The following is a 25056-nucleotide window of genomic DNA, read 5'->3' on the forward strand; positions in this document are numbered from 1 at the left end:
TATACGGAGAATTTAAAATCTTAGGAGATAGTCATATCTATTTTTATAGATCCAATCAAGCCTGCCCGGACTGTACAGTACCGGCATTAAAAGAAATATCACATGGCTCTCCGTTGGATATAGATGAACATAATTAATTGAGCATAACGAAACAACAACTCCTATAAAGCACTTATAACAACCACACATGGCTTACACTGCATTTAGATATTTTAAAACATCACCTTCGGATAATCATATCTAATAAAGTTATTTTTATATCATAAAACAATACCTACAATAATATAAAATCGGCTTCTGCAGTGAAGCGTGAAAATTAGGTGCGATTCCATGTTGAAAAAAAACGCCATAAAAATAAAACTATATCGTTATGCTATTTTACATTCGAAAAACTGTATTGTTACCATTAAGAACAAGTCAAAGCCAGAGGAAATAAAAATAACTAGAGGCAACATAGCCTTAATAGAAAAAAATATAGAAGCCGTTGTGGAAATTGAATATATGGATGACATTGAATCATTTGACATTATTACTTTGCCAGATGAATTATTAAGTAGAGTTTTATGCTTATTTGAGGCTTCTAATTGCTCAGAAAGTTTATCACCAATACGCTACAGAACATTTAGCGATAAGGTTTTTATTATAACCGACAATGGAATTAATGGAATTTTATTTGAATATTTAAAAAGAGAAAAAATAACAATAATGATATTTATGAAATTGCCTGCTTATTTTCAAAAGTGAATAATATCGAGCAGCTATACACATCTCTGTGCATTTCAGTCTCACGTAGTTTTTCTGATATTGTTAGAAAAACAATAGATAATGACATTTCAACGAAATGGAGATTAAAAACATTATCCGAAAAACTAAATTTATCAGAAGTGACTATCAGAAAAAAACTTGAGAATGAAAATACTAATTTTTACAGAATCCTTCTGGATGCCAGGATGCAAAAAGCAGCGCGTTTGGTGCTTGATAGCGACACCCATATTAATAAAGTATCATATGCCGTAGGAATGTCAAGCGTATCATATTTCATTAAATTATTTTCTGACTATTATGGCTTAACCCCAAAACAATTCCATCTAAAATATAAGCATAGAAATACAGGAGAAAAAGCTGCATTTATGCTTTATAATTAAGAGTTATAGGTGCGCCAATTTGCGCACCCTTTATTATAATTCAATTTCTGTCGCATATATGCTTATTAAATATGTGTCAACAGGAATGTCTCCATTCCCAAAATAATAAATATTAAATTCATTAGTAAAATCAGAATGAGATACCATACCAATACCTGAATTATCTGGTTGCCAGTCTTCTCCACCTATTCTTATCCTAAGCTTATGGGCTGAGTTATTCTGACCTCTAATAATATATGCCCCTGGGGTATTTTTAATTTTTTCTAAACTTGAACTAATGAGGATTTTTTTTCCCTCTCTGTTAAATAGATGCCCCGTACCTATTATTTTATTACTTGTAATACGGTCATAAAAAACAGCCTCATTTATTTTAATCATTAATTTAAGTTCTTGTGCTTTAATAGTTGAGCTGAAAAAACCAGTAACAATCAGAAAAACAGAGACAATGAACTTAGGTATTGACGAATTATACTGATTCATTTGCACACTCCATTTAAAAAGCTAATCTGACCTTTGTTTTTATCGGGAAGAGAGTAAAAAACTGTACAAGTATCGGAGGGCTTATTCCCCCACGAAGCGATTAATTTTTGCACTCCTGACAATCCAGATACATATGCCTGACCATCTTCGCCAACAATAGATGTTGATTGGATTACTCCATCATTATTCTTAAGTGAAAGAACTGTGCCAAGAGCTAGTGGCTTTCCATTTGTTCTTGTAATTCTAATTAATGCATTAGTACCCACGCTTGTTTTATATACAGCTTTTACAATAGCACCTTCGGTAGGAACTACTTGAATATCAGTTTGCCTAATATCCGTATTTATTGGTAACGTTGTTGGATCTATAGATATGAAGTTATTCATATATGGAGTAAGATAACTGGATATTGTATAGCCTCTAAAATCGGTTCTAACACCTGGTAGGCCCAGAACTTTTGCCCCACTTACACCTTTAGCCTCTACCAGTGCAGCAGTATCCGATATACTCTGACCAAACGTAATTCCTGATGAATGAGCAATCACCCCACCAGAAACATTCATCCCAATATCACGATTTATTTCATTATGACTATAGTTTGCTCCGATCTCCCCATAAGTACCTCGCCAAGAAGCATTTAAAAATGTAGCCTTTTGATTTTTCGATTTATCTTCTATTTGCCCTCTTGCTTGCCATGTCAATTGGCTATTAAATGCCACACCAGTAATACCTAAATCATGATTCATATCATGCTTTGAAGAGGATGAGTTTTGATATGTAGCATACATTTCATGATTTGTAAGTTTTTGCAAAGGTACACTGAGTAGAAAACTGAATAAATCTTCATTTTCTTCACTAATCTTTGATGTACTTTTCGTATATGAAAGCGATAACGAAACACCATTTAAATTCTTCCCATAACTAGCAATTATTGATTTTTTACCTTCATGTTTCCAATATTTATCATAATTGTAGCTTAAGTTAACAGAACCCAGAGATCCTAATGCCTGACTTAATAACATAGAGGTTGTTGATTTCTTATTTTTATCGTAAAATTCATCATGCTCGCTACTATGAATTGCTTCAGAAAAAGTTCTATAATTTTTCGAATAATAGTAATGACTAGCCAAAGATACTTCGGTGTTTGTCTGAGCGATATTTTTATTGTATCTAATCCCATATGCATGACCATTTTCATTGGATGTATCAGTCTTCGAAACAGATGTTTTCCAGTCAAAAGACAGAGCACCATACTCACCAATATCTTTACTTGCGCCTATGGCATATGAATTATAAATATTTACCCATTGCACTCCACCAAATAAAGTAAACCCATAAGGCAGACCATATATATAAGTCCCTTCAAAAAAAACAGGATCGATATAATCATTGTTAACCTCCCTGTATCTACCAATAGTTACACTATATTTAGAATATCCATCAGGCAAAGATAATACAGGAGTTGAATATGGCACTGTATAGTTTTGGACCTGCCCATTTTTTTCATAAATGCTAACATCAAGAACCCCAACCCCAACACCAAGATCAGCAATTTGTTCTCTACCTATCTCGAATTGCCCGGGGGGGACTGAAGTAGAATATATCAAGTATCCATTTTGTCTTACTTCTACAGTCGCATTGGTTTTCGCAATACCACGTATTGTTGGATAATATGTTCTCTGTGAGAAAGGTATCATACTTTCATCTTTATTTAAAGAAAAGCCTCTAAATGGTACGCTATCGAATAAATCTGCACTGGTATATTTGTCCCCAACTGTTAGTTTGCTCTTTATTTTTTTTAAACCTCGCTCAGCATAAATATATGCTGATTCAAATTTTTTTTCGCTTGACAAGTTTTGCCAAGATGATAGATTCCTTAGCCGCCAGGGACCAAAATTAAAACCAGGTTGAATTTGACCAAAGTATGAATCTTCTCCTCCAACCTTAGAATGCAAATAATTAGCTCTGTAATTTAAAAGAAAAGCGTTAATGCCATCATCCCAGATATTTTCATCAGCAATTTCACTGTCTATTGGAGATAGAATTTTAGATGGTGCATTTAAAAGCAAACTTTGGTTAGCCGCGTTATAAGTATATTTAAGAGGAGAATGCTCTAAGAGAACGCATTGTTCATTATCAAACTGCAACCCATGAAGCTCCTGGATGGCGATCCCATACTTTATAAGTTTTTCTTTTGTTAAGCATGGTTCTAGAGTCTGAGTCATTGATTTGAAATACAACTCAGTAGTTTCTTTTAACTGATTATTCAAATATACATCAACAACATAATTACCAGGAAGCGTTTCAACACTTAGAAAAGATGCATTCTCACCGGGAGGAAGACTCAAACTTCCATAGTCGAAATTATATTGTCTGGAGAAAACATTTCCAGAGTGAAATACACTGGTTAAAACAAATAGAGTAATTGTGGTTTTCTTCATTTGTTTACACCTTAAACTAATAATCTCTTATAATTTCAGCGCCGTTATCATCCAAAATAGTCAAAGTTATTTTACTATGTACTCCACCAGGTAATTGAGCATATCCAAATGGCTCAATATATCCATTTGGAATATTAAAACTTAAATTACCAGATTTAATATTTGCAATATTCACATATGATGATGTTGGATTCTTTATAACTATACTATTTCCTTTTCTCTCTAACTTTAATTTATCTGCAATCTCCATTGTCGTTAAGTCTATAGTTTTAGGCCTATAAATTAATTTAATACAACTATTCGTAACCACATTCACATTAAGATTCGTAGTTATGTTGTTTTTATTATTGCTTTCATTATCATTTAGTGGTGGGACTCCTTTTACACACAACCAATACAAAGACTCCTCATTTTTATTGAATAGATTACTTGTTGGTATTACCTTCAATCTTGTTCGCGCATTACTTTCAACTTTCAAAATAGGTGGTGTTACAATAAATGGAGCTTTTGATGATTTATCATCATTATATACTTGAGTTTGAACAAGGATTGGATATTCTTTTTCATTCATAATCCAAAAACTTGTTGATGGAGCATCTTCTTTATAAATAACACGTGTAGTGCCCAATCTTAGGCCATAATATTTTTGTGTTAATAATGGTTGCTCAATTTTTTTACTTTCCGAAGAAGCAATTGGAAGGTAGCAAAAAAAGAAAAAGATAACAGTTCTACGTATAAATTTATTCAAAATATACATAATCCCTCTTTAAGTTTTTGCATGGAAGCATAAAACCTATCTATTCAAAATAGATATTTTTAAAATAATAAAATTATCCAAATGCCCTCATATTGAGGGCATTTATAAAGTTTAAATTAAATTAGTTTTGATACTGCTGAACGTAGAAGGTCGCAGTGAAAGTACCTGCTGGCAGGGTCGATTTACCAAAGGTTGTGACAGGGACATTTAGCGTTTCTTGAGAGCTGGCAACTCGCCAACCTGCAAGCCCGTCAATTCCAGTATTTGCTTGGTCATTAATATTGGCTCCCTGAATACGCCCACGGAAAACAGGCTGTCCTTGTCCATCAACGAACGGGACAGTGGCTACACCACCAGATACCGAAGCCCCTTTACCTGCAATAGATACTGAGTTATGTGGACCAGTAGCAGTAATGCTGAGAGTACCAACTTTCTGACCAGCAGCAACAGCAGGCCCTGTAAAGCCAGGATCCTGACTCCAGTTGGCTGATGTTGTATTCTGAGCTGCAATAGTAACCGCTGCCTGAACCTCTGCTTTGTTACCAACAAAGCCAGCTGCGTGGGCACTGCCACATGCAATTAAAGCAAGAACTGCTACTGCAGATGCTGATTTACGCATATTACAAAATCTCCAAAAATCAACTATTAGCATTCGCACAATTTATCTGTGCGGATGCTAATATACTCACGCCATTTTAAAAATTTAAGAAAAAAAACAAGGATCACTATTTTTTTATCTTTACACAACATCCCCATTAATAAGTGGATGATCCATTAATACTTTTTGTGGAATATCTAATATCCACATGTTTAAAAAATTTCATATCAACCCTTTATTTAAAAAGCATAAACAAAAAAACACATCCAAATAAAAATGTTTATGTTATTTATTGAGAGAATGGGTTGTCTGATCTTACCCAGCAAGAGTGGACATGCGACAAAGTGAGTAAACTCTCAAGAAAGAGGTGTCTCACATGACAAAAGCAGCATCAACCACCAAAAAGCCATGCAAGCAACATACGCCTGAATTTCGCGACGAAGCCTTGAAACTGGCTAACGCATTGGGATGGCTGCGGCTACCAGCGAGCTTAACCTGTATGAATCGCAGCTCTACAACTGGCGAAGCAAACAGCAAAATCAGCTCTCTTCTTCTGAACGCGAACAGGAGATGTCCGCAGAAATCGTCCGTCTGAAGCGTCAACTGGCAGAACGGGATGAGGAACTGACCATTCTCCAGAATGGTCGCGACATACTTCGCGAAACGCCTGAAATGAAGTATGTCTTCATCGAAAAACATCAGGCTGAGTTCAGTATCAAAGCCATATGCCGTGTACTTCAGGTTGCCCGTAACAGCTGGTACGTCCGGCGTCAGCAGTTCCGACTTGTCTGTGATAACGTCGTACGGGAGGCATTCAGTGACGCAAAACAGCGCTACGGTACGCCACGCCTGACGGATGAGCTTCGTGCTCAGGGACGGGTGTATAACATAAAAACCGTAGCGGCCAGCCTGCGCCGGCAGGTGCTGCGGGCGAAAGCTTCACGGAAGATCAGTCCAGTCAGTTACCGCGAACATGGTCTGCCAGTCCAGAGAATCTGCTGAAGCAGGGCTTTTACGCCAGTGGCCCGAATCAGAAATGGGTGGGTGACATCATGTATCTTCGCACCGGTGAAGACTGGCTTTATCTGGCCGTGGTTATTGACCTGTGGCCGCGGTCAGCCACTGGCTGGTCTATGTCCTCGCGGATGACGGCACAGTTTGCCTGCGATACATTACAGATAGCGCTGTGGCGGCGTAAAAGACCGGAAAAGTCATCATATATACAGACAGAGGCAGTAAGTACTGTTCAGCGGATTACCAGAGCTTACTGAAACGGCATAATCTTCGGGGCAGGATGAGCGCCAGAGGCTGTTGTTACGATAATGCCTGTGCGGAAAGCTTCTTCCACACGCTGAAGGTGGAATGTATTCATGGAGAGGACTTTGCCAGCCGGGAAATAATGCGGGCAGCAATGTTTAATTATATTGAGTGCGATTACAATCGCTGGCGTCGCCACAGTGCCTGTGGCGGTCTCAGTCCGGAACAATTTGAAAACCAGAACCGCGCTTAGGGTTGTATCCCTATTACGCGGGTAGGATCAGTTTACCCACGAAACAGTATTGGAGTCGCCAGTATTTTGAACCATTGGGGTTGATCAGCAGGTGCATACCCTGCCCATCTGTGAGTTTGAAAGGTTTGTCGGAGGGCTTGGTAGTCCTAACTTTGATATCGGTGAGAGCCATCAGTTGATATCTCCAGTGTTGGTACCAAAATCAATCGAACCGGGAATACCATCAGTTACACCATCATCGGTTGGTATATGTTCAAGGAATTGAGTAGACGTGAACAGACTAGGCTAAGTCAGAAACCTGCTTAACTTACTGTTTTTATCGACTAAAGTAGACGTTAGTAGACTTGAAAAAAGCTTTGTATGGTGCGAAGGCCGCACCGCGATTCTCGACGTAACCTATTGAAGTAAATAAGATTACAAAACAAGAGAACCGCTATATATACTCACATGTATACTCATGCGCGATTCTCTGAAAACGCAGTTAACTTAAAATCACGCCTCATCTTCTTCCACAGGTTCAAGCGCGTCAAGTCCCCTCCAGAACGGTGAACAACTCTCCATTTGACCTGCAAGCCATTCAGAACCCGTCAAAGATAAAATCGAGAGCATTTTTGATGGTTTGCCTGTGGGAACGAACGTCCATCACCTCATCACCAATCTGCGAAAGCCTGATACTCGCCATTTCGTGAGTCATCACCAGATAGTCATTACCTTCCACATTCAGAGTGGGCGTGAGGCGCTTAACTGGGTTATTTACCAATCTGCTCACAGGAAACAATGGGATAACCATGCGAGTATGCAGTTCATCAATAATATCGCTTTGCACATCAAGTAAATAAGGATAAGCCTTGCTGTTTCCTTTATTGCGATAAACCATGTATTGCATGATTAAAACGTCCTGTAATCGTCCGATAAAAGGCCGTGCTCATCAGTAATACGATTGAGCTCCTGCAAACCCGCTCTATTTTCTGCTTTCCAGCGTTCAACGCCTGTGGCACTGATTTCCTCTTTCAGCGCGGCGGTAAGCACCGCTGACAGATTAATACCTGCATCACGGGCTTGCTGAAGCAATGCAGGTTCCAGCGTGACACTGACTGTTTTTTTATGTCGTACACTCATACCCGGCATAGAGCCTCCTAAAATTACACGTGTAATAAACACATGTATCTAGTATGGGGAATATTTAAGCAAATGGCAATGAGAGGCGACTATCTCGGATAGCAACATCTTTGCCTGTCAGGTTTCCTTTAAACGGTTGTCAAAATCTACCATATCCGAATGACTCACTACACGACCAGCATCCACATCGGCAAGACCGGCCTGGATGCTCTGATGACGCCGTTCTCTTTCGGCCAGCATACTGGTCAATGCTTCCTTAATAATCCAGCTCTTAGAACGATCTAACTCAATTGCCAGATTTTCAACAGCAGCAGCCAACTCAACTGGAATCTGGGCGCTGATGGTCTGTTTAGCGGAAGAAGCCATAGGGATTACCTCGTTTAATAATACTTAATAACTCCTATTAAGATTAGTATAGAGGTGCCTATAAAAACATCACATCTTATTTCACAGGCAACATCCCCGGATAGTGTTTAGCCACGATATCATTCATCTTCTCCACCAGATCCAGACGCTTAAACGTGATATGCCCGCTGCCCTTCTGAAAATAGCGAATAGATATCTTTTCATCTTTATGCGGGTCACGGATACGCAGAGTTGGCGCGGCCCTTCGCCACACAAGCCCCGCAGACGGCAACCAGCGGCGAACGGTTCCGGCATGTAACTGGCAACCGGTTATCTCATTGATTTTTATTGCCAGAAGTTCTGTACTCCAGCGGGAACGCTGGTAGCCAAAATCACCGGGAGAGTGTTTTACCAGCTCACGTAACAGCGTGCAGATATGCTCAAACGGCCAGCGACGGGTACGCCCGGCAGATAATGATTTCAGACCTTCAATACCCGACAACGTGAACCAGTTAATCCAGCGACCGACGGAGGAACGGGCACAGCAGAGCGTTCTGGCAACGTCGCTGACGCAATCGCCCCGGTGCAGCATCAGCATGGCAGTCAGCCTGCGGGCATAATTTTTATCGTGCGTTTTATGGATAGCTTTCTACATCAGGCGTCGTTCGTCACGGGGAATTGGTGCTATGATCGGCATCGCTCAGTCCGGTTGGTGATTTGTGATTTTTGGCGATTGATCAGATCGCACAATCCGGGCTGAGTTCCCTCAAAGTGATCTACTATTTGGCGCAGCTATTTAGGTTTTACAAGTAAGGACATGCCGTCACCGTCAACAAGTGAATACTCTTTATCCTCAGGTTTCGCAGAACGAACTTTAGTATCCGTTAGGTCATGATAGACCTCCTTCGATTGGTATCTCGTGAGTATACAAGCAATATAGAATCGGAAAATATACTCATTAGTATACTCACAAGCTTGTTGATGTGGGTTGAGTTAGATTGACTTCAGTTGAAGGAAAAATCGTGGAAGGCCTTGTATAGCGCGGATTTCAGACATAAAAAAGACCTCAGCTGAGGTCCATTTACATGCTTTTGGTGCCGAAGGCCGGACTCGAACCGGCACGTATTTCTACGGTTGATTTTGAATCAACTGCGTCTACCGATTTCGCCACTTCGGCACTGAAGAGGTATGCGGAAAACGTTGTGGATTATACCTGTCATACGCCGCCATGCAAGCACGAGCATACACCTGTATCGCTAAGTGCTGAAAATTTCAGCAGCGTTGAGGATTAAATAGAATAATCAGGCTACTTCCCGCCTTCTCCAGCAGATTAACGCCGGGCGTCCCTTGCCTCCATGCTCTACACTTTTCAGTTCAACACCACATTAAGGGAAGCACAATGACGATAATAAAAAGCTACGCCGCCAAAGAGGCGGGCGGCGAACTCGAACTCTATGAATATGACGCGGGAGAACTCCAACCGGAAGATGTCGAGGTACGGGTCGACTACTGCGGGATCTGCCATTCCGATCTGTCAATGATCGACAATGAATGGGGGTTCTCTCAATACCCTCTGGTTGCCGGACATGAGGTCATCGGTCGGGTGGCCGCACTCGGTAGCGCGGCACAGGATAAGGGACTAAAAGTCGGCCAGCGCGTTGGAATCGGCTGGACGGCGCGCAGCTGCGGACACTGCGATGCCTGTATCAGCGGCAATCAAATTAACTGCCTGGAAGGGGCAGTGCCCACTATCCTCAATCGTGGCGGTTTTGCCGAGAAGCTTCGCGCGGGCTGGCAGTGGGTAATTCCTCTTCCGGAGAATATGGATATGGCGTCCGCAGGCCCGCTGTTATGTGGCGGCATTACGGTCTTTAAACCGCTACTGATGCACCATATTACTGCTACCAGCCGCGTTGGCGTCATCGGTATTGGCGGGCTTGGGCATATCGCCATAAAGCTGTTACATGCAATGGGCTGCGAAGTCACCGCGTTCAGCTCCAATCCATCGAAAGAGCAGGAAGTGCTGGCGATGGGTGCCAATAACGTGGTGAACAGCCGCGATCCGGAAGCGTTAAAAGCACTGGCGGGCCAGTTCGATCTCATTATTAACACGGTCAACGTCGATCTCGACTGGCAGCCCTACTTCGAAGCGCTGACGTATGGCGGCAACTTCCATACCGTTGGGGCCGTATTGAAGCCGCTGCCCGTACCGGCGTTTACATTAATTGCCGGCGATCGCAGTATCTCAGGCTCGGCAACCGGAACGCCATATGAACTTCGCAAACTGATGAAATTCGCCGGACGCAGCAAAGTCGCGCCCACCACGGAACTGTTCGCGATGTCACAAATCAACGAGGCTATCCAGCACGTTCGCGACGGCAAAGCCCGCTATCGTGTAGTGCTAAAAGCTGACTTCTGACCGCCTGACTCAGCGCTTTGACAATGATCAGGAAGCGCTGAGTGCCTGACGAAAAGCCTGTACAGCCTGTCGGCACTGCTCCGTCACGTGCTCGATGTCATGATTAACATCGATACGCGCAATATCATGTTCATCGGCACACGGTCGCTCCAGCGCGTCAAACTGACTTTGCAGCAGGTCTGGCGGCATAAAATGCCCGGCACGACGCTGCATTCGCTGCAGAATGGTAGCGTAATCGCCATCCAGCCACAGGAAATGTACGTTAGGGCTGCTCTTACGTAAAATATCGCGGTACTGTTTTTTTAATGACGAGCAGACAATAAATCCCGTCTCATTTTTTTTATAAAGACTGTATGAAGCGTCATTTAATCGTTCCAGCCAGGGTAAGCGGTCTTCATCAGTTAACGGTATTCCCTGAGACATTTTATCAATGTTTTTCGCCGGATGGAGATCATCGCCGTCAATAAACTTCGCAGAAAATAATGTTGCAATTTTGCTGCCTATTAAAGACTTACCACTACCTGAAACACCCATTAAAATATAGCTTTCCCCGGCCATTTAAATACCTCTGAGTCATATTCCACTCCACAATATTACGCCTCTACGTTCGACAATTTCACGTTTTTTAATTTCCATAGAGAAGAACTCTAAGGCACATCACGTTATGCGTAACATTGTAGTGTAACAATTTTCCAGCGTGACGTAAGTCACAAATAATGACAAATAAAACCGCTTAAATGCGTTCAGGGTAACTACCTGACCAGTGAGGAATTTATGGAAGTAAAAACTCAATCCTGCGTTGTTGCGGGTAAGCGTGCTGTTGCCGTTACGGAACAAAATATTGAATGGAATAATAAAGGAACACTCGTACAAATTACCCGTGGCGGCATTTGTGGGTCTGACTTACATTATTATCAGGAAGGCAAAGTCGGCAATTTTACAGTAAAAGCGCCAATGATTTTAGGTCATGAAGTGATTGGCAAAATCGTTCATAGCGACTCAGATTTATTACGTGAAGGACAACCGGTAGCGATTAATCCATCGAAGCCTTGTGGTCATTGCAAATACTGTCTGCAGCATGAAGAAAACCACTGTACTGAAATGCGTTTCTTTGGCAGCGCCATGTATTTTCCGCATGTCGATGGCGGTTTTACCCGATTTAAAGCTGTCGATACCGCTCAGTGCATTCCCTGGCCGGAACAGGCGGACGAAAAAGCCATGGCCTTTGCCGAACCGCTGGCGGTTGCCATTCATGCGGCTCATGAGGCGGGCGATCTGCAGGGCAAACGCGTCTTTATCTCCGGCGTTGGCCCTATCGGCTGCCTGATTGTTAGCGCGGTAAAAACGCTGGGCGCGGCGGAAGTGGTATGTGCCGATATCAGCGCCCGTTCTCTCTCGCTGGCCCGGCAGATGGGCGCGGATACGCTGGTGAACCCACAGCATGATTCTCTTGATGGCTGGAAAGCAGAAAAAGGGTATTTCGATATCAGTTTTGAAGTCTCTGGGCATCCTTCCTCTATCTCAACGTGTCTGGAAGTCACACGGGCCAAAGGCGTGATGGTGCAGGTTGGCATGGGCGGCGCAGTCCCCAACTTCCCGATGATGATGGTAATAAGCAAAGAGATCTCCCTGAAAGGCTCTTTCCGTTTTACTACCGAATTTAATACTGCGGTTTCCTGGCTTGCCAACCGCGTTATCAATCCGCTGCCGTTACTGAGCGCGGAATATCCATTTACCGACCTGGAAGCGGCGCTGATCTTTGCCGGAGACAAAACACAGGCGGCAAAAGTTCAGCTCATTTTCTGAGAAAGTAAAATAAGGGACACTATCATGAACGATCTTTTTTCACTGGCAGGTAAAAATATCCTTATCACCGGAGCCGCTCAGGGAATTGGTTATTTGCTGGCAACCGGTCTTGGTCGCTATGGCGCGCGCATTATTGTTAACGATATTACTCCGGAGCGCGCCGAAACAGCCGTGACGAAACTTCAGCAGGAAGGGATAAAGGCTATTGCCGCTCCCTTTAATGTCACCCATAAACAGGATATTGAAGCTGCGATTGAACATATCGAAAAAGATATCGGCGTCATTGACGTCCTGATAAATAACGCCGGTATCCAGCGCCGTCATCCGTTTACTGAGTTTCCCGAGCAGGAGTGGAATGATGTCATCGCCGTAAATCAGACCGCGGTTTTTCTCGTCTCTCAGGCCGTTACGCGCCGTATGGTGGCGCGTAAGGCAGGAAAAGTGATCAATATCTGTTCGATGCAAAGCGAGCTGGGCCGCGACACGATTACGCCATATGCCGCGTCGAAGGGTGCCGTGAAGATGCTGACTCGCGGCATGTGCGTGGAGCTGGCGCGTCATAATATCCAGGTCAACGGTATTGCGCCGGGATACTTCAAAACGGAGATGACCAAAGCGCTGGTTGAAGATGAAGCCTTCACCTCCTGGCTATGCAAACGTACGCCTGCCGCACGCTGGGGCGATCCCCAGGAGCTTATTGGCGCAGCGGTGTTTCTCTCGTCAAAAGCCTCCGACTTTGTTAACGGACATCTGCTGTTTGTCGATGGCGGTATGCTGGTTGCCGTCTGACCAGGGAAATACGACGCAGCGCGTAAGCGCTGCTATTTTGGCGCTAATAAGAGAGACGAATATGCCATTAATAATTATTGCGGCAGGCGTTGCGCTGCTGTTGGTCTTAATGATTGGCTTTAAAGTTAACGGCTTTATCGCCCTTGTTCTGGTTGCCGCCGTGGTGGGATTTGCCGAAGGGATGGGCGCGCAAGACGTCCTGCACTCCATACAAAACGGAATTGGCGGTACTCTGGGCGGACTCGCCATGATCCTCGGTTTTGGCGCGATGCTGGGAAGATTAATTTCCGATACCGGCGCCGCGCAGCGCATTGCGACGACGCTCATTAATACGTTCGGCAAAAAACGCGTGCAATGGGCGCTGGTGATCACCGGGCTTATCGTCGGCCTGGCAATGTTTTTTGAAGTCGGATTCGTACTGCTGTTGCCGCTCGTTTTTACGATTGTGGCCTCATCGGGACTGCCCTTGCTGTATGTCGGGGTTCCAATGGTCGCCGCCTTATCCGTTACGCACTGCTTCCTGCCGCCGCATCCCGGCCCTACCGCTATTGCGACAATTTTTGAGGCAAATCTCGGTACGACCCTGCTGTATGGGTTAATCATTACCATACCGACCGTGATTGTTGCCGGCCCGCTGTTTTCAAAATTGCTGGCGCGCTTTGAGAAAGCGCCGCCTGAAGGATTATTTAATCCTCATCTATTCAGTGAAGAAGAGATGCCGTCATTCTGGAACAGTATTTTTGCCGCCGTGATCCCGGTCATTCTGATGGCCATCGCAGCGGTATGTGAAATCACGCTGCCAAAAACGAATGCCGTGCGGGTTTTCTTCGAATTTATCGGTAATCCAGCAGTGGCGTTGTTTATTGCCATTATCATCGCCATTTTTACGCTGGGCCGACGCAACGGACGTACGGTTGAGCAGGTGATGGATATCGTCGGCGAGTCCATTGGCGCTATTGCGATGATTGTTTTTATCATCGCGGGCGGCGGCGCGTTTAAACAAGTGCTGGTGGATAGCGGCGTGGGCCAATATATCTCGCAATTAATGACCGGCACCTCGCTATCTCCGTTATTAATGTGCTGGACGGTAGCCGCCGTGCTGCGTATTGCGTTAGGTTCCGCGACCGTGGCCGCGATAACCACAGCGGGCGTCGTATTGCCGATTATTAACGTAACCCACGCCGATCCGGCGTTAATGGTACTGGCGACAGGCGCGGGAAGCGTTATTGCATCACATGTTAACGATCCCGGTTTTTGGCTGTTTAAAGGGTATTTTAATCTTAGCGTCGGGGAAACCCTACGTACCTGGACCGTTATGGAAACATTGATTTCTGTCATGGGGTTACTGGGCGTACTGGCGCTGAATGCGGTTCTGCATTAATTCATCATCCGCAGCCCAATTAACCATGGGGGCGACGTTCCCGCCCCCGGTACTGGAGAAAACATGAGGAATCACAGAATTTCTTTGCAGGATATCGCTACGCTTGCTGGCGTGACAAAAATGACGGTGAGCCGTTACATCCGCTCGCCGAAAAAAGTCGCCAGGGAAACCGGCGAGCGTATTGCGCAGATCATGGAGGAAATTAACTACATACCAAATCGCGCGCCAGCTATGCTGTTAAACGCGCAAAGTTACACTCTGGGCGTGCTGATCCCCTCTTTCCAGAACCAGTTGTTTGCCGACATTCTTGCCGGGATTGAATCCGTAACGTCGGGTCATAACTACCAAACTCTCATTGCGAATTACAATTACAATCGCGATTCGGAAGAAGAGTCCGTTATCAATTTACTGTCTTACAATATCGACGGCATTATTCTTTCAGAAAAATATCATACCCTCAGAACCGTCAAATTCCTGCGCTCAGCTACCCTTCCGATTGTAGAACTCATGGACATCCAGGGTGATCGCTTAGATATGGAGGTGGGGTTTGATAACCGTCAGGCCGCCTTTGATATGGTCAGCACCATGCTGGATAAACGCCAGCGGCGAAAAATCCTCTATCTGGGTTCAAAAGACGATATCCGAGATGAGCAGCGTTATCACGGCTACTGCGATGCGATGACGCGCCGGGGGCTGGCGCCGTTGCGCATCAATCCCCGCGCTATCTCCTCTATCCATCTGGGGATACAGCTAATGCGTGATGCGCTTACTGCGCACCCGGACGTGGATGGCGTCTTTTGTACTAACGACGATATCGCAATGGGCGCTCTACTGTGGTGCCGCGAGCGTCAACTGGCCGTACCGGAGCAGATCTCCATCGCCGGCTTCCACGGTCTGGAGATGGGCAGGCAAATGATACCGAGCCTCGCCAGCGTAATTACCCCTCGTTTTGAGATCGGGCGCAGAGCCGCGCAGATGTTGCTCAACAAAATTAAAAATAACGATCTCAACCATAATACGATTGATTTGGGTTATCAGATTTATCACGGCAACACATTATAACTTTTTGAACTACTGCGCTTATGCTCTTTCCCGCAGCTTGCCTGTGCTTAACGCGTAGCCAAAAGCGCCACGTGTCAGGTTACGCGCTACATCATTCGAGGAATACCAGGCTGTCTGCCGGATGGCGGCGGAAAGGACTTATCCGGCCTACGGGTCCGGAGTAGGCCTGAAAAGCACAGCGCCATCAGGCCTACGATTACTGTGATTACGACTTACGCAGCATTAGCCACAGGCTAATCAGGAAGAAAGACGCGCTCGGCAGCAGCGCGCCGACAATCGGCGGAATGCCATATACCAGCGTCAGCGGGCCAAAAATCTGGTCGAGGACGTAGAAGACGAAGCCGAAGCTAATCCCCGTCACCACGCGCACGCCCATCGGCACACTACGCAGCGGTCCAAAGATAAACGACAGCGCCATCAGCATCATCACCGCCACGGAGAGCGGCTGGAAGATTTTACTCCACATATTGAGCTGATAACGTCCGGCGTCCTGTCCGCTCGACTTCAGATATTTAACGTAGTTATGCAGACCGCTGATGGAAAGCGCATCCGGGTCCAGCGCCACCACGCCTAACTTATCCGGCGTCAGATTCGTTTTCCAGGTGCCGCTCACCGTCTGCGAACCGGTGATCTGTTTCGGGTTTTGCAGATCGGACTCATCCACCTGCGACAAACGCCAGACCTTATGCTCCGGGTCGAATTTTGCCGAAGCGGCGTAACGCACCGACTGCAAACGACGCTGATCGTTGAAAGCGTAAATGCTAATGCCGGCCAGCTCCTCGTCGCCCTTCACCCGTTCAATATAGACAAAGTTATTCCCGTCTTTCGCCCACAGACCTTGCTGGGTGGAAAGCAGCGAGCCGCCATACATCGCCTGCGCACGATAGTTACGCGCCATCTGCTCGCCCTGCGGGGCGACCCATTCGCCGATCGCCATGGTTAACAGCACCAGGGGGATAGCCGTTTTCATCACCGACAGCGCCACCTGCATACGGGTGAAACCCGATGCCTGCATCACCACCAGTTCGCTACGCTGCGCCAGCATCCCCAGTCCCAGCAGCGCGCCAAGCAGCGCCGCCATAGGAAAGAAGATCTGGATATCCTTAGGTACGCTGAGCAGGGTGTACATACCCGCGCCCAGCGCGTCGTAGTTACCCTGCCCCGCTTTTTTCAGCTGATCGACAAACTTGATGATCCCGGAGAGCGACACCAGCATGAACAACGTCATCATGATGGTGGTAAAAATGGTTTTACCGATATAGCGGTCAAGTACACCAAATGGCTGCATTATACCGCTCCTTTACGCAGAAAACGGGCACGCAGGCGGCGGACCGGCACCGTATCCCACAGGTTCAAACCAATCGCCAACGCCAGATAGATCAGGTTGACCGCCCACATCCAGATAACCGGGTCCAGTTTGCCTTTACCGCCATTCGATTTAATGGAGGTCTGGATCAGGAAGAACAGCAGATAAAGCAGCATGGCGGGCAACATAGACAAGACACGCCCCTGACGTGGATTCACCACGCTGAGCGGCACGACCATCAGCGCCATCATAAATACGGTAAAGACTAACGTGATACGCCAGTGCAGCTCGGCGCGAGCGCGATCGTTGTCGGTATTCCACAACGTGCGCATGTCCATCTGGTCGGTATCGTTCGGGTCCAGCGCCACGGCCTGATGGCCAATAATTGCCTGATAGTTCTGGAAGTCGGTGATGCGAAAATCGCGTAGCAACGCCGTTCCTTCAAAACGCGTCCCTTTGTTTAAGGTGACAACCTGGGAACCATCGCGCAACTGAGTAAGGTGTCCGGAATCGGCCACGACCACAGAAGGACGAGCATTGCCCTTAGGGCGAATTTGCGCCAGGAAAACATCGTGGAAGTCGCTGCCGTCAACGCTTTCGATGAACAGCACCGAGCTGCCGTTGGTCGCCTGCTGGAATTGTCCCTGCGCCAACGCCGCCATACCGGGGTTCGCTTTCGCCTCTGCCAGTACTTCATCCTGGTGTTTTGACGACCAGGGGCCGGCCCACATCACGTTAACCGCCGCAAGGATACCGGTAAATAACGCCAGTACCATGGCGGCCTTTACCAGCACGGCTTTGCTCAACCCACAGGCGTGCATGACCGTAATTTCACTTTCGGTATACAGTTTGCCCAGCGTCATCAGCAGCCCCAGGAACAGGCTTAAAGGCAGGATGAGCTGCGCCATTTCCGGTACGCCCAGCCCCAGAAGCGAGAGCACCAGATTTGCGGGAATATCGCCGTCAACCGCCGCGCCGAGAATCCTCACTAACTTTTGACAAAAGAAGATCAAAAGTAAGATGAAGAGTATCGCCAGCTGGCTTTTGAGCGTCTCCCGCACCAGATATCTTATGATTATCACTTTAAATACGCCCGTAAAAACCCATTTTTTTGCTGGAATTTAGCTTGTTTCATGGCTTAAACGTCATTTATTCTCTTGAGTCGTCGAAATCATCGCTAAGATCATTATACTCAGCGGATTCACCTCTCAGAACTTGTTCTGACGTGCCAATGCCGTAATAACGTTAAGATTAACACGAAGTCACCGCAACAGCGGACATGAGTTACGAAAGCTTTCAATTTCTATACTCTAATGGATTTCGAGTTGCAGGCAGGCGGCAAGACTGTGAAGCCCCGGAGCTTACATCAGGTAAGCGACAGGGGCGAGCAGGCGCAGCCAACGCATCTGCAACTTGAAAGACGACGAGTATAGCTGTAGCCACCACTGTTGTCTTTAAGATTCAGGAGCATAGTGCATGGAGTTCAGTGTAAAAAGCGGTAGCCCGGAGAAACAGCGGAGTGCCTGCATTGTCGTGGGCGTCTTTGAACCGCGTCGCCTTTCTCCGATTGCAGAACAGCTCGACAAAATTAGCGACGGATACATCAGCGCATTGCTGCGTCGCGGCGAACTGGAAGGAAAACCGGGGCAGACTCTGTTGCTGCACCATGTTCCTAACGTTCTTTCCGAGCGAATCCTCCTCATTGGTTGCGGCAAAGAGCGCGAGCTTGATGAACGTCAGTATAAGCAGGTTATTCAGAAAACGATAAATACTCTGAATGATACTGGTTCGATGGAAGCCGTCTGTTTCCTGACCGAACTGCACGTTAAAGGCCGCAACAACTACTGGAAAGTGCGTCAGGCCGTCGAAACGGCCAAAGAGACGCTTTATAGCTTTGATCAACTCAAGACCAACAAGAGCGAGCCGCGCCGCCCGCTACGTAAGATGGTCTTTAATGTGCCGACCCGCCGTGAGCTCACCAGCGGCGAACGCGCCATTCAGCACGGTCTGGCCATCGCCGCCGGGATTAAGGCTGCGAAAGATCTCGGCAACATGCCGCCCAATATCTGTAACGCCGCCTACCTGGCGTCACAGGCGCGCCAGTTGGCCGACAGCTACAGCAAAAATGTCATCACCCGCGTGATCGGCGAACAGCAAATGCGCGAACTGGGTATGAACGCTTATCTGGCGGTCGGCCACGGTTCGCAGAATGAATCGCTGATGTCGGTGATTGAGTACAAGGGCAATCCGTCCGAAGACGCGCGTCCGATCGTGCTGGTGGGTAAGGGCCTGACCTTCGACTCCGGCGGCATCTCCATCAAGCCATCTGAAGGGATGGACGAGATGAAGTACGACATGTGCGGCGCGGCGGCGGTTTACGGCGTGATGCGTATGGTCGCCGAGCTTCAGCTACCGATTAACGTTATCGGCGTACTGGCGGGCTGTGAAAACATGCCGGGCGGACGCGCGTATCGTCCGGGCGACGTACTGACCACCATGTCCGGTCAGACGGTTGAAGTGCTGAATACCGATGCTGAAGGCCGTCTGGTACTGTGCGACGTGCTGACCTACGTTGAGCGCTTCGAACCGGAAGCCGTCATTGACGTCGCGACGCTAACCGGCGCCTGCGTGATTGCGCTGGGCCATCACATTACCGGTCTGATGTCGAACCATAACCCGCTGGCGCATGAACTGATCGGCGCGTCCGAGCAAGCGGGCGACCGCGCGTGGCGTCTGCCGCTGGGCGATGAGTTCCAGGAACAACTGGAGTCCAACTTTGCGGATATGGCGAACATTGGTGGTCGTCCTGGCGGCGCTATCACCGCGGGCTGCTTCCTGTCGCGCTTTACCCGTAAGTACAACTGGGCGCACCTGGATATCGCCGGTACCGCCTGGCGTTCCGGCAAAGCGAAAGGCGCGACGGGTCGTCCGGTAGCGCTGCTGTCGCAGTTCCTGCTCAATCGTGCGGGCTTTAACGGCGAAGAGTAAGTTTGAGATTACCCCGTAGGCCTGATAAGGCGCATTAGCGCCGCCATCAGGCGTTTTGCCGGATGGCGCTGCGCTTATCCGGCCTACGGGAGGCATCATGACAACGCATTTAAATCCACCACAAGAAGCCCCATATATGAAAAATGCGACGTTCTATCTTCTGGATAATGACACCACCGTCAACGGTTTAAGCGCCGTTGAACAACTGGTGTGTGAAATTGCCGCAGAACGTTGGCGCGCGGGCAAGCGCGTGCTGATCGCCTGCGAAGATGAGAAGCAGGCCATTCGGCTGGATGAAGCGCTGTGGGCAAGACCGGCGGAAAGTTTTGTCCCGCACAATCTGGCAGGCGAAGGCCCACGCGGCGGCGCGCCGGTTGAAATCGCCTGGCCGCAAAAACGCAACAGCAGCCCGCGCGATATTTTAATCAGCCTGCGTACAAGCTTTGCAGATTTTGCCACCGCTTTCACAGAAGTGGTAGACTTCGTCCCTTACGAAGAAACTTTGAAACAACTGGCGCGCGAACGCTACAAAGCCTACCGCGTGGCTGGTTTTAACCTGAATACGGCAACCTGGAAATAATGGAAAAGACATATAACCCCCAAGATATCGAACAGCCGCTTTACGAGCACTGGGAAAAGCAGGGCTATTTCAAGCCTAACGGCGACGAAAGCAAAGAGTCCTTCTGCATCATGATCCCGCCGCCGAACGTCACCGGCAGTTTGCATATGGGACATGCTTTCCAGCAAACCATCATGGATACCATGATCCGTTACCAGCGTATGCAGGGTAAAAACACCCTGTGGCAGGTCGGCACCGATCACGCCGGGATCGCCACCCAGATGGTGGTTGAGCGTAAGATTGCCGCTGAAGAAGGTAAAACCCGTCACGACTACGGCCGCGATGCGTTTATCGACAAAATCTGGCAATGGAAAGCGGAATCCGGCGGCACCATTACCCGTCAGATGCGCCGTCTCGGCAACTCCGTTGACTGGGAGCGCGAGCGCTTCACCATGGACGAAGGTCTTTCCAATGCCGTGAAAGAAGTCTTTGTCCGCCTGTACAAAGAAGACCTGATTTACCGCGGCAAACGCCTGGTGAACTGGGACCCGAAGCTGCGCACCGCCATCTCTGACCTGGAAGTGGAAAATCGCGAGTCCAAAGGCTCCATGTGGCACATCCGCTATCCGCTGGCCGACGGCGCGAAAACCGCAGACGGTAAAGATTACCTGGTCGTCGCCACCACCCGTCCGGAAACCGTACTGGGCGATACTGGCGTGGCCGTGAACCCGGAAGATCCGCGTTATAAAGATCTGATTGGCAAATTCGTTATTCTGCCGCTGGTTAACCGCCGCATTCCAATCGTTGGCGACGAACATGCCGATATGGAAAAAGGCACTGGCTGCGTGAAGATCACCCCGGCGCACGACTTTAACGACTATGAGGTCGGGAAACGTCATGCCCTGCCGATGATCAACATCCTGACCTTTGACGGCGACATCCGCGAAAGCGCGGAAGTGTTCGATACCAAAGGTGAAGAGTCTGACGTTTATTCCAGCGAGATTCCGGCTGAGTTCCAGAAGCTGGAACGCTTTGCTGCCCGTAAAGCAGTCGTTGCTGCCGTTGACGCGCTGGGCCTGCTGGAAGAAATTAAACCGCACGATCTGACTGTCCCTTACGGCGACCGTGGCGGCGTGGTTATCGAACCGATGCTGACCGACCAGTGGTACGTCCGTGCAGACGTGCTGGCGAAACCGGCGGTGGAAGCGGTTGAAAACGGCGACATTCAGTTCGTGCCGAAGCAGTACGAAAACATGTACTTCTCCTGGATGCGCGATATTCAGGACTGGTGTATCTCTCGTCAGCTGTGGTGGGGTCACCGTATCCCGGCATGGTATGACAACGACGGCAACGTCTACGTTGGCCGTACCGAAGACGAAGTGCGTCAGGAAAATAACCTCGGCGCCGACATTCAGCTTCGTCAGGACGAAGACGTTCTCGATACCTGGTTCTCCTCCGCGCTGTGGACTTTCTCTACCCTCGGCTGGCCGGAAAACACCGACGCCCTGCGTCAGTTCCACCCGACCAGCGTGATGGTTTCCGGCTTCGACATCATCTTCTTCTGGATTGCCCGCATGATCATGATGACCATGCACTTCATCAAAGATGAAAACGGCAAGCCGCAGGTGCCGTTCCATACCGTCTACATGACCGGTCTGATTCGCGACGACGAAGGCCAGAAGATGTCCAAATCCAAGGGTAACGTTATCGACCCGCTGGATATGGTCGACGGCATCTCCCTGCCGGAACTGCTGGAAAAACGCACCGGCAATATGATGCAGCCGCAGATGGCGGAGAAAATTCGCAAGCGTACCGAGAAGCAGTTCCCGAACGGCATTGAGCCGCACGGCACCGACGCCCTGCGCTTTACCCTGGCGGCGCTGGCTTCTACCGGTCGCGACATCAACTGGGATATGAAGCGTCTGGAAGGTTACCGTAACTTCTGTAACAAGCTGTGGAACGCCAGCCGCTTTGTGCTGATGAACACCGAAGAGCAGGATTGCGGCTTCAACGGCGGCGAAATGACGCTGTCGCTGGCGGACCGCTGGATCCTGGCGGAATTCAACCAGACCGTTAAAGCCTACCGCGAAGCACTGGATAACTTCCGCTTCGACATCGCCGCGGGCATTCTGTATGAATTCACCTGGAACCAGTTCTGCGACTGGTATCTGGAGCTGACCAAGCCGGTAATGACCGGGGGTTCCGAGTCTGAACTGCGCGGCACCCGCCATACGCTGGTCACCGTACTGGAAGGTCTGCTGCGCCTGGCGCACCCGATCATCCCGTTCATCACCGAAACCATCTGGCAGCGCGTGAAGGTCATTTGCGGTATTACCGCCGACACCATCATGCTGCAGCCGTTCCCGGAATATAACGCCGCACAGGTGGATGAAGCCGCGTTGGCCGATACCGAGTGGCTGAAGCAGGCGATCGTCGCAGTACGTAACATTCGTGCGGAAATGAACATCGCCCCGGGCAAACCGCTGGAACTGCTGCTGCGCGGCTGTAGTGAAGAAGCCGTTCGTCGTGTTAACGACAACCGTAGCTTCCTGCAAACCCTGGCGCGTCTGGAAAGCATCACCGTGCTGCCAGCCGATGACAAAGGCCCGGTTTCCGTGACCAAAATCATCGACGGCGCCGAACTGCTGATCCCGATGGCAGGCCTCATCAACAAAGACGATGAGCTGGCGCGTCTGGCGAAAGAAGTGGCGAAAATCGAAGGCGAGATTGCCCGTATCGAAGGCAAACTGTCCAACGAAGGTTTCGTCGCCCGTGCGCCGGAAGCGGTGATTGCCAAAGAGCGTGAGAAGCTGGAAGGTTATGCAGAAGCCAAAGCGAAGCTGATTGAGCAGCAGGCAGTTATTAGCGCGCTGTAATCTGAAAGCCTGATGGCGCTTCGCTTACCAGGCCTACACGTTCGCTTATTGACATGGCGCGATCGGTAGGCCGGATAAGGCATTCACGCCGCCATCCGACAACATGAATTATGGGCCGACGTAAACGTCGGCCTTTTTACATCAGATAAACGGGAAGTAAGGCATGATGCCACGAGAAATCCACATTAGCGGGCTGTTTTCCAGCGGCTTCTCATCATTGGTTAACTCAAGCGAATCCAGATCGCCCTGGACCTGTGTATTCTGCGCCAGCCAGCTCACCAGCCAAATTTTCAACCACGGATAAGCCAGCCCTAAGGTCACGCCGGAAATCACAAACACCACCAGTAACCGCCACAGCATACCGTGTGCAGTGACAGAGGAATGAAAACGAATCGAATCGTTCGCCAGTGACAAATTGTTTAAAAACAGGTTGCGTAACGCCACATATAAGTAACTGGTTACCACAATAATCGCGAGAAAATAGAGGAAATAACATGCCATTATCTGGCCATAATATTGCAGAATAAGCGCCCCTCCTGCCTGCGCATTCCCCATCATACTCAAAAGAATCATGTCGGTGAACACCGGCGCGATTAGATAACCAATCACGACAGCAAAAGGGAAAAGGGTCAACATTGCCAACACGCACCCTCTGATGCACGTTTTAACATTAACCTGAATCGAGAAACGATGAATGCCAAAGTTTGCGCCATTACCAAACAAGGTCATCCATTTGCTGTAGGTAATACCGTTAATGACCCCTATCCCAATAATAGCCAGCAAACCGAGAAAAACGATACTGAACACTAAACCGCCGACGGCGATGGTTACCAGTGAGATAATATAAAGAACAATATAAAGCGCCACCATCAGGAGTACAGGAAGAGCGAACATGTACCACCAGGCGCGCCGCATGGAACACTGGAATCCAAAATGTACGCCATTAAGCGAAGTCATCATCGCCTGATACTGTAATCCTTTCACCGCCATAAAAGGAATAATCGCAATTAATAAGCCGAATAGCGTAAAACCGAGACCGGGATGACCGTGTTCAATAAGAGAGAGGCTAACAATATAAATAATAAAAACTAACAACACACTAATAAATAATGCGCCGCCCGTGGCTTTGTAAGCAAAAGGCTGATTGTTTAGCGTCATATTAGTATAAATATAACGTCGACATTTCACCATCGCCCACGGCGCATAGATTCCCAACGTGATACACGTCAACAAGAAATTCACAAGGCAAATAACAAAATACTTTCCGCCCTTGCCTGTAAACACCAACGTGTGATTATGGTTATCTTTACTACTGATAACGTTATTCATGAATCATATCCCTGAATTACAATCTATTAGAATTAATAATAAAAACCAGTAAATTGTTACTGATTTGACTACGATACTATTTTTGTTTAATTTTTCCGCCTTTTATTTTGTCTGATTCAGGATCTCCTTGCGCGTAACTCAAGACG

Annotated in this window: 22 protein-coding genes, 1 tRNA gene and 3 pseudogenes; 11 read left to right on the forward strand and 15 right to left on the reverse strand. The window is 47.7% G+C overall.

Annotated features, from left to right (window positions below):
* The first annotated feature begins 330 nt into the window (after positions 1 to 330).
* Both J1G48_RS23435 and J1G48_RS23440 read left to right on the forward strand, forming a co-directional pair.
* The gene (locus J1G48_RS23435; RefSeq protein ID WP_223163854.1) at positions 331 to 744 is read left to right on the forward strand and encodes a hypothetical protein; all 414 of its coding nucleotides are present in this window, start codon (positions 331 to 333) and stop codon (positions 742 to 744) included.
* Positions 745 to 884: 140 nt separating this feature from the next.
* On the forward strand, positions 885 to 1145 hold the full coding sequence (locus J1G48_RS23440; RefSeq protein WP_227773088.1) for a helix-turn-helix transcriptional regulator: 261 nt from the start codon (positions 885 to 887) through the stop codon (positions 1143 to 1145).
* Positions 1146 to 1178: 33 nt separating this feature from the next.
* Here the strand turns inward: J1G48_RS23440 and sefD are convergent, their stop codons facing one another.
* The 4 genes from sefD to sefA all read right to left on the reverse strand — a co-directional run bounded on the left by sefD (position 1179) and on the right by sefA (position 5442).
* On the reverse strand, positions 1179 to 1625 hold the full coding sequence (gene sefD, locus J1G48_RS19550; protein ID WP_001077813.1) for an SEF18 fimbria major subunit SefD: 447 nt from the start codon (positions 1623 to 1625) through the stop codon (positions 1179 to 1181).
* Positions 1622 to 4066 carry an SEF14/SEF18 fimbria usher protein SefC gene (sefC, locus tag J1G48_RS19555; RefSeq protein WP_000753927.1) on the reverse strand — a complete coding sequence of 815 codons (2445 nt, stop codon included), beginning with the start codon at positions 4064 to 4066 and terminating at the stop codon, positions 1622 to 1624. The genes sefD and sefC overlap by 4 nt, the downstream gene beginning before the upstream one ends.
* Positions 4067 to 4082: 16 nt before the next feature.
* Complete coding sequence (sefB, locus tag J1G48_RS19560; RefSeq protein WP_001676217.1) at positions 4083 to 4823, reverse strand: SEF14/SEF18 fimbria chaperone SefB; 741 nt, start codon at positions 4821 to 4823, stop codon at positions 4083 to 4085.
* Between the two features lie 121 nt (positions 4824 to 4944).
* Positions 4945 to 5442 carry an SEF14 fimbria major subunit SefA gene (sefA, locus tag J1G48_RS19565; RefSeq protein ID WP_001679247.1) on the reverse strand — a complete coding sequence of 166 codons (498 nt, stop codon included), beginning with the start codon at positions 5440 to 5442 and terminating at the stop codon, positions 4945 to 4947.
* Positions 5443 to 5797: 355 nt separating this feature from the next.
* On the opposite strand from sefA, the pseudogene J1G48_RS19570 reads away from it, so the two are divergent.
* A pseudogene (locus J1G48_RS19570) lies at positions 5798 to 6931 on the forward strand (IS3 family transposase).
* A gap of 31 nt (positions 6932 to 6962) precedes the next feature.
* Here J1G48_RS19570 and J1G48_RS19575 read toward each other — a convergent pair.
* From J1G48_RS19575 to J1G48_RS19600, 6 genes and pseudogenes are all read right to left on the reverse strand, one after another.
* A pseudogene (locus J1G48_RS19575) lies at positions 6963 to 7103 on the reverse strand (Arm DNA-binding domain-containing protein); the annotation flags it as partial.
* Between the two features lie 405 nt (positions 7104 to 7508).
* Positions 7509 to 7817 carry a CcdB family protein gene (locus J1G48_RS19580; RefSeq protein WP_001199743.1) on the reverse strand — a complete coding sequence of 103 codons (309 nt, stop codon included), beginning with the start codon at positions 7815 to 7817 and terminating at the stop codon, positions 7509 to 7511.
* Positions 7818 to 7819: 2 nt separating this feature from the next.
* A complete protein-coding gene (locus tag J1G48_RS19585; protein WP_001118105.1) occupies positions 7820 to 8059 on the reverse strand; it encodes a type II toxin-antitoxin system CcdA family antitoxin in 240 nt (79 codons plus the stop codon).
* Positions 8060 to 8167: 108 nt separating this feature from the next.
* The gene (locus J1G48_RS19590; RefSeq protein ID WP_000168388.1) at positions 8168 to 8416 is read right to left on the reverse strand and encodes a ribbon-helix-helix domain-containing protein; all 249 of its coding nucleotides are present in this window, start codon (positions 8414 to 8416) and stop codon (positions 8168 to 8170) included.
* A gap of 190 nt (positions 8417 to 8606) precedes the next feature.
* Positions 8607 to 9038: pseudogene (locus tag J1G48_RS19595) on the reverse strand (helix-turn-helix domain-containing protein); the annotation flags it as partial.
* A gap of 449 nt (positions 9039 to 9487) precedes the next feature.
* Positions 9488 to 9572, reverse strand: a tRNA-Leu gene (locus J1G48_RS19600).
* Positions 9573 to 9794: 222 nt separating this feature from the next.
* On the opposite strand from J1G48_RS19600, the gene J1G48_RS19605 reads away from it, so the two are divergent.
* Positions 9795 to 10814 carry an NAD(P)-dependent alcohol dehydrogenase gene (locus J1G48_RS19605; protein ID WP_000152558.1) on the forward strand — a complete coding sequence of 340 codons (1020 nt, stop codon included), beginning with the start codon at positions 9795 to 9797 and terminating at the stop codon, positions 10812 to 10814.
* A gap of 27 nt (positions 10815 to 10841) precedes the next feature.
* Here J1G48_RS19605 and idnK read toward each other — a convergent pair whose 3' ends face one another.
* On the reverse strand, positions 10842 to 11372 hold the full coding sequence (idnK, locus tag J1G48_RS19610) for a gluconokinase (protein WP_000896758.1): 531 nt from the start codon (positions 11370 to 11372) through the stop codon (positions 10842 to 10844).
* 216 nt (positions 11373 to 11588) lie between these two features.
* On the opposite strand from idnK, the gene idnD reads away from it, so the two are divergent.
* From idnD to J1G48_RS19630, 4 genes are all read left to right on the forward strand, one after another.
* On the forward strand, positions 11589 to 12620 hold the full coding sequence (gene idnD, locus J1G48_RS19615) for an L-idonate 5-dehydrogenase (protein ID WP_000453347.1): 1032 nt from the start codon (positions 11589 to 11591) through the stop codon (positions 12618 to 12620).
* A gap of 24 nt (positions 12621 to 12644) precedes the next feature.
* Complete coding sequence (gene idnO, locus J1G48_RS19620) at positions 12645 to 13409, forward strand: gluconate 5-dehydrogenase (RefSeq protein ID WP_000998685.1); 765 nt, start codon at positions 12645 to 12647, stop codon at positions 13407 to 13409.
* A 61-nt stretch (positions 13410 to 13470) separates the two neighbouring features.
* A complete protein-coding gene (gene idnT, locus J1G48_RS19625) occupies positions 13471 to 14790 on the forward strand; it encodes a gnt-II system L-idonate transporter (RefSeq protein WP_001128356.1) in 1320 nt (439 codons plus the stop codon).
* A gap of 63 nt (positions 14791 to 14853) precedes the next feature.
* On the forward strand, positions 14854 to 15852 hold the full coding sequence (locus J1G48_RS19630; RefSeq protein WP_001244064.1) for a LacI family DNA-binding transcriptional regulator: 999 nt from the start codon (positions 14854 to 14856) through the stop codon (positions 15850 to 15852).
* 205 nt (positions 15853 to 16057) lie between these two features.
* On the opposite strand, the gene lptG is transcribed toward J1G48_RS19630, so the two are convergent.
* The 3 genes from lptG to J1G48_RS23450 form a co-directional block, all read right to left on the reverse strand.
* The gene (lptG, locus tag J1G48_RS19635) at positions 16058 to 17140 is read right to left on the reverse strand and encodes an LPS export ABC transporter permease LptG (RefSeq protein WP_001182242.1); all 1083 of its coding nucleotides are present in this window, start codon (positions 17138 to 17140) and stop codon (positions 16058 to 16060) included.
* On the reverse strand, positions 17140 to 18240 hold the full coding sequence (gene lptF, locus J1G48_RS19640) for an LPS export ABC transporter permease LptF (RefSeq protein WP_000584132.1): 1101 nt from the start codon (positions 18238 to 18240) through the stop codon (positions 17140 to 17142). The genes lptG and lptF overlap by 1 nt, the downstream gene beginning before the upstream one ends.
* Positions 18241 to 18303: 63 nt before the next feature.
* Positions 18304 to 18354: a hypothetical protein gene (locus J1G48_RS23450; protein ID WP_212724070.1), complete on the reverse strand. Its 51-nt coding sequence runs from the start codon at positions 18352 to 18354 to the stop codon at positions 18304 to 18306.
* Between the two features lie 280 nt (positions 18355 to 18634).
* On the opposite strand from J1G48_RS23450, the gene pepA reads away from it, so the two are divergent.
* The 3 genes from pepA (at position 18635) to J1G48_RS19655 (ending at position 23581) form a co-directional block, all read left to right on the forward strand.
* Positions 18635 to 20146 (forward strand): leucyl aminopeptidase, encoded by a 1512-nt coding sequence (gene pepA / locus J1G48_RS19645; protein WP_000397158.1) that lies wholly within the window; start codon positions 18635 to 18637, stop codon positions 20144 to 20146.
* 136 nt (positions 20147 to 20282) lie between these two features.
* Entirely contained in the window at positions 20283 to 20726 is a 444-nt protein-coding gene (gene holC / locus J1G48_RS19650) for a DNA polymerase III subunit chi (RefSeq protein ID WP_001523689.1), read from the forward strand.
* Entirely contained in the window at positions 20726 to 23581 is a 2856-nt protein-coding gene (locus J1G48_RS19655; RefSeq protein WP_000416339.1) for a valine--tRNA ligase, read from the forward strand. Before holC ends, J1G48_RS19655 begins: the two co-directional genes overlap by 1 nt.
* 141 nt (positions 23582 to 23722) lie before the next feature.
* Here J1G48_RS19655 and J1G48_RS19660 read toward each other — a convergent pair whose 3' ends face one another.
* A complete protein-coding gene (locus tag J1G48_RS19660) occupies positions 23723 to 24910 on the reverse strand; it encodes a YjgN family protein (RefSeq protein ID WP_001066984.1) in 1188 nt (395 codons plus the stop codon).
* Between the last annotated feature and the right edge of the window lie 146 nt (positions 24911 to 25056).

The organism is Salmonella sp. SAL-020 (assembly GCF_017372215.1).
GTDB lineage: Bacteria > Pseudomonadota > Gammaproteobacteria > Enterobacterales > Enterobacteriaceae > Salmonella > Salmonella enterica.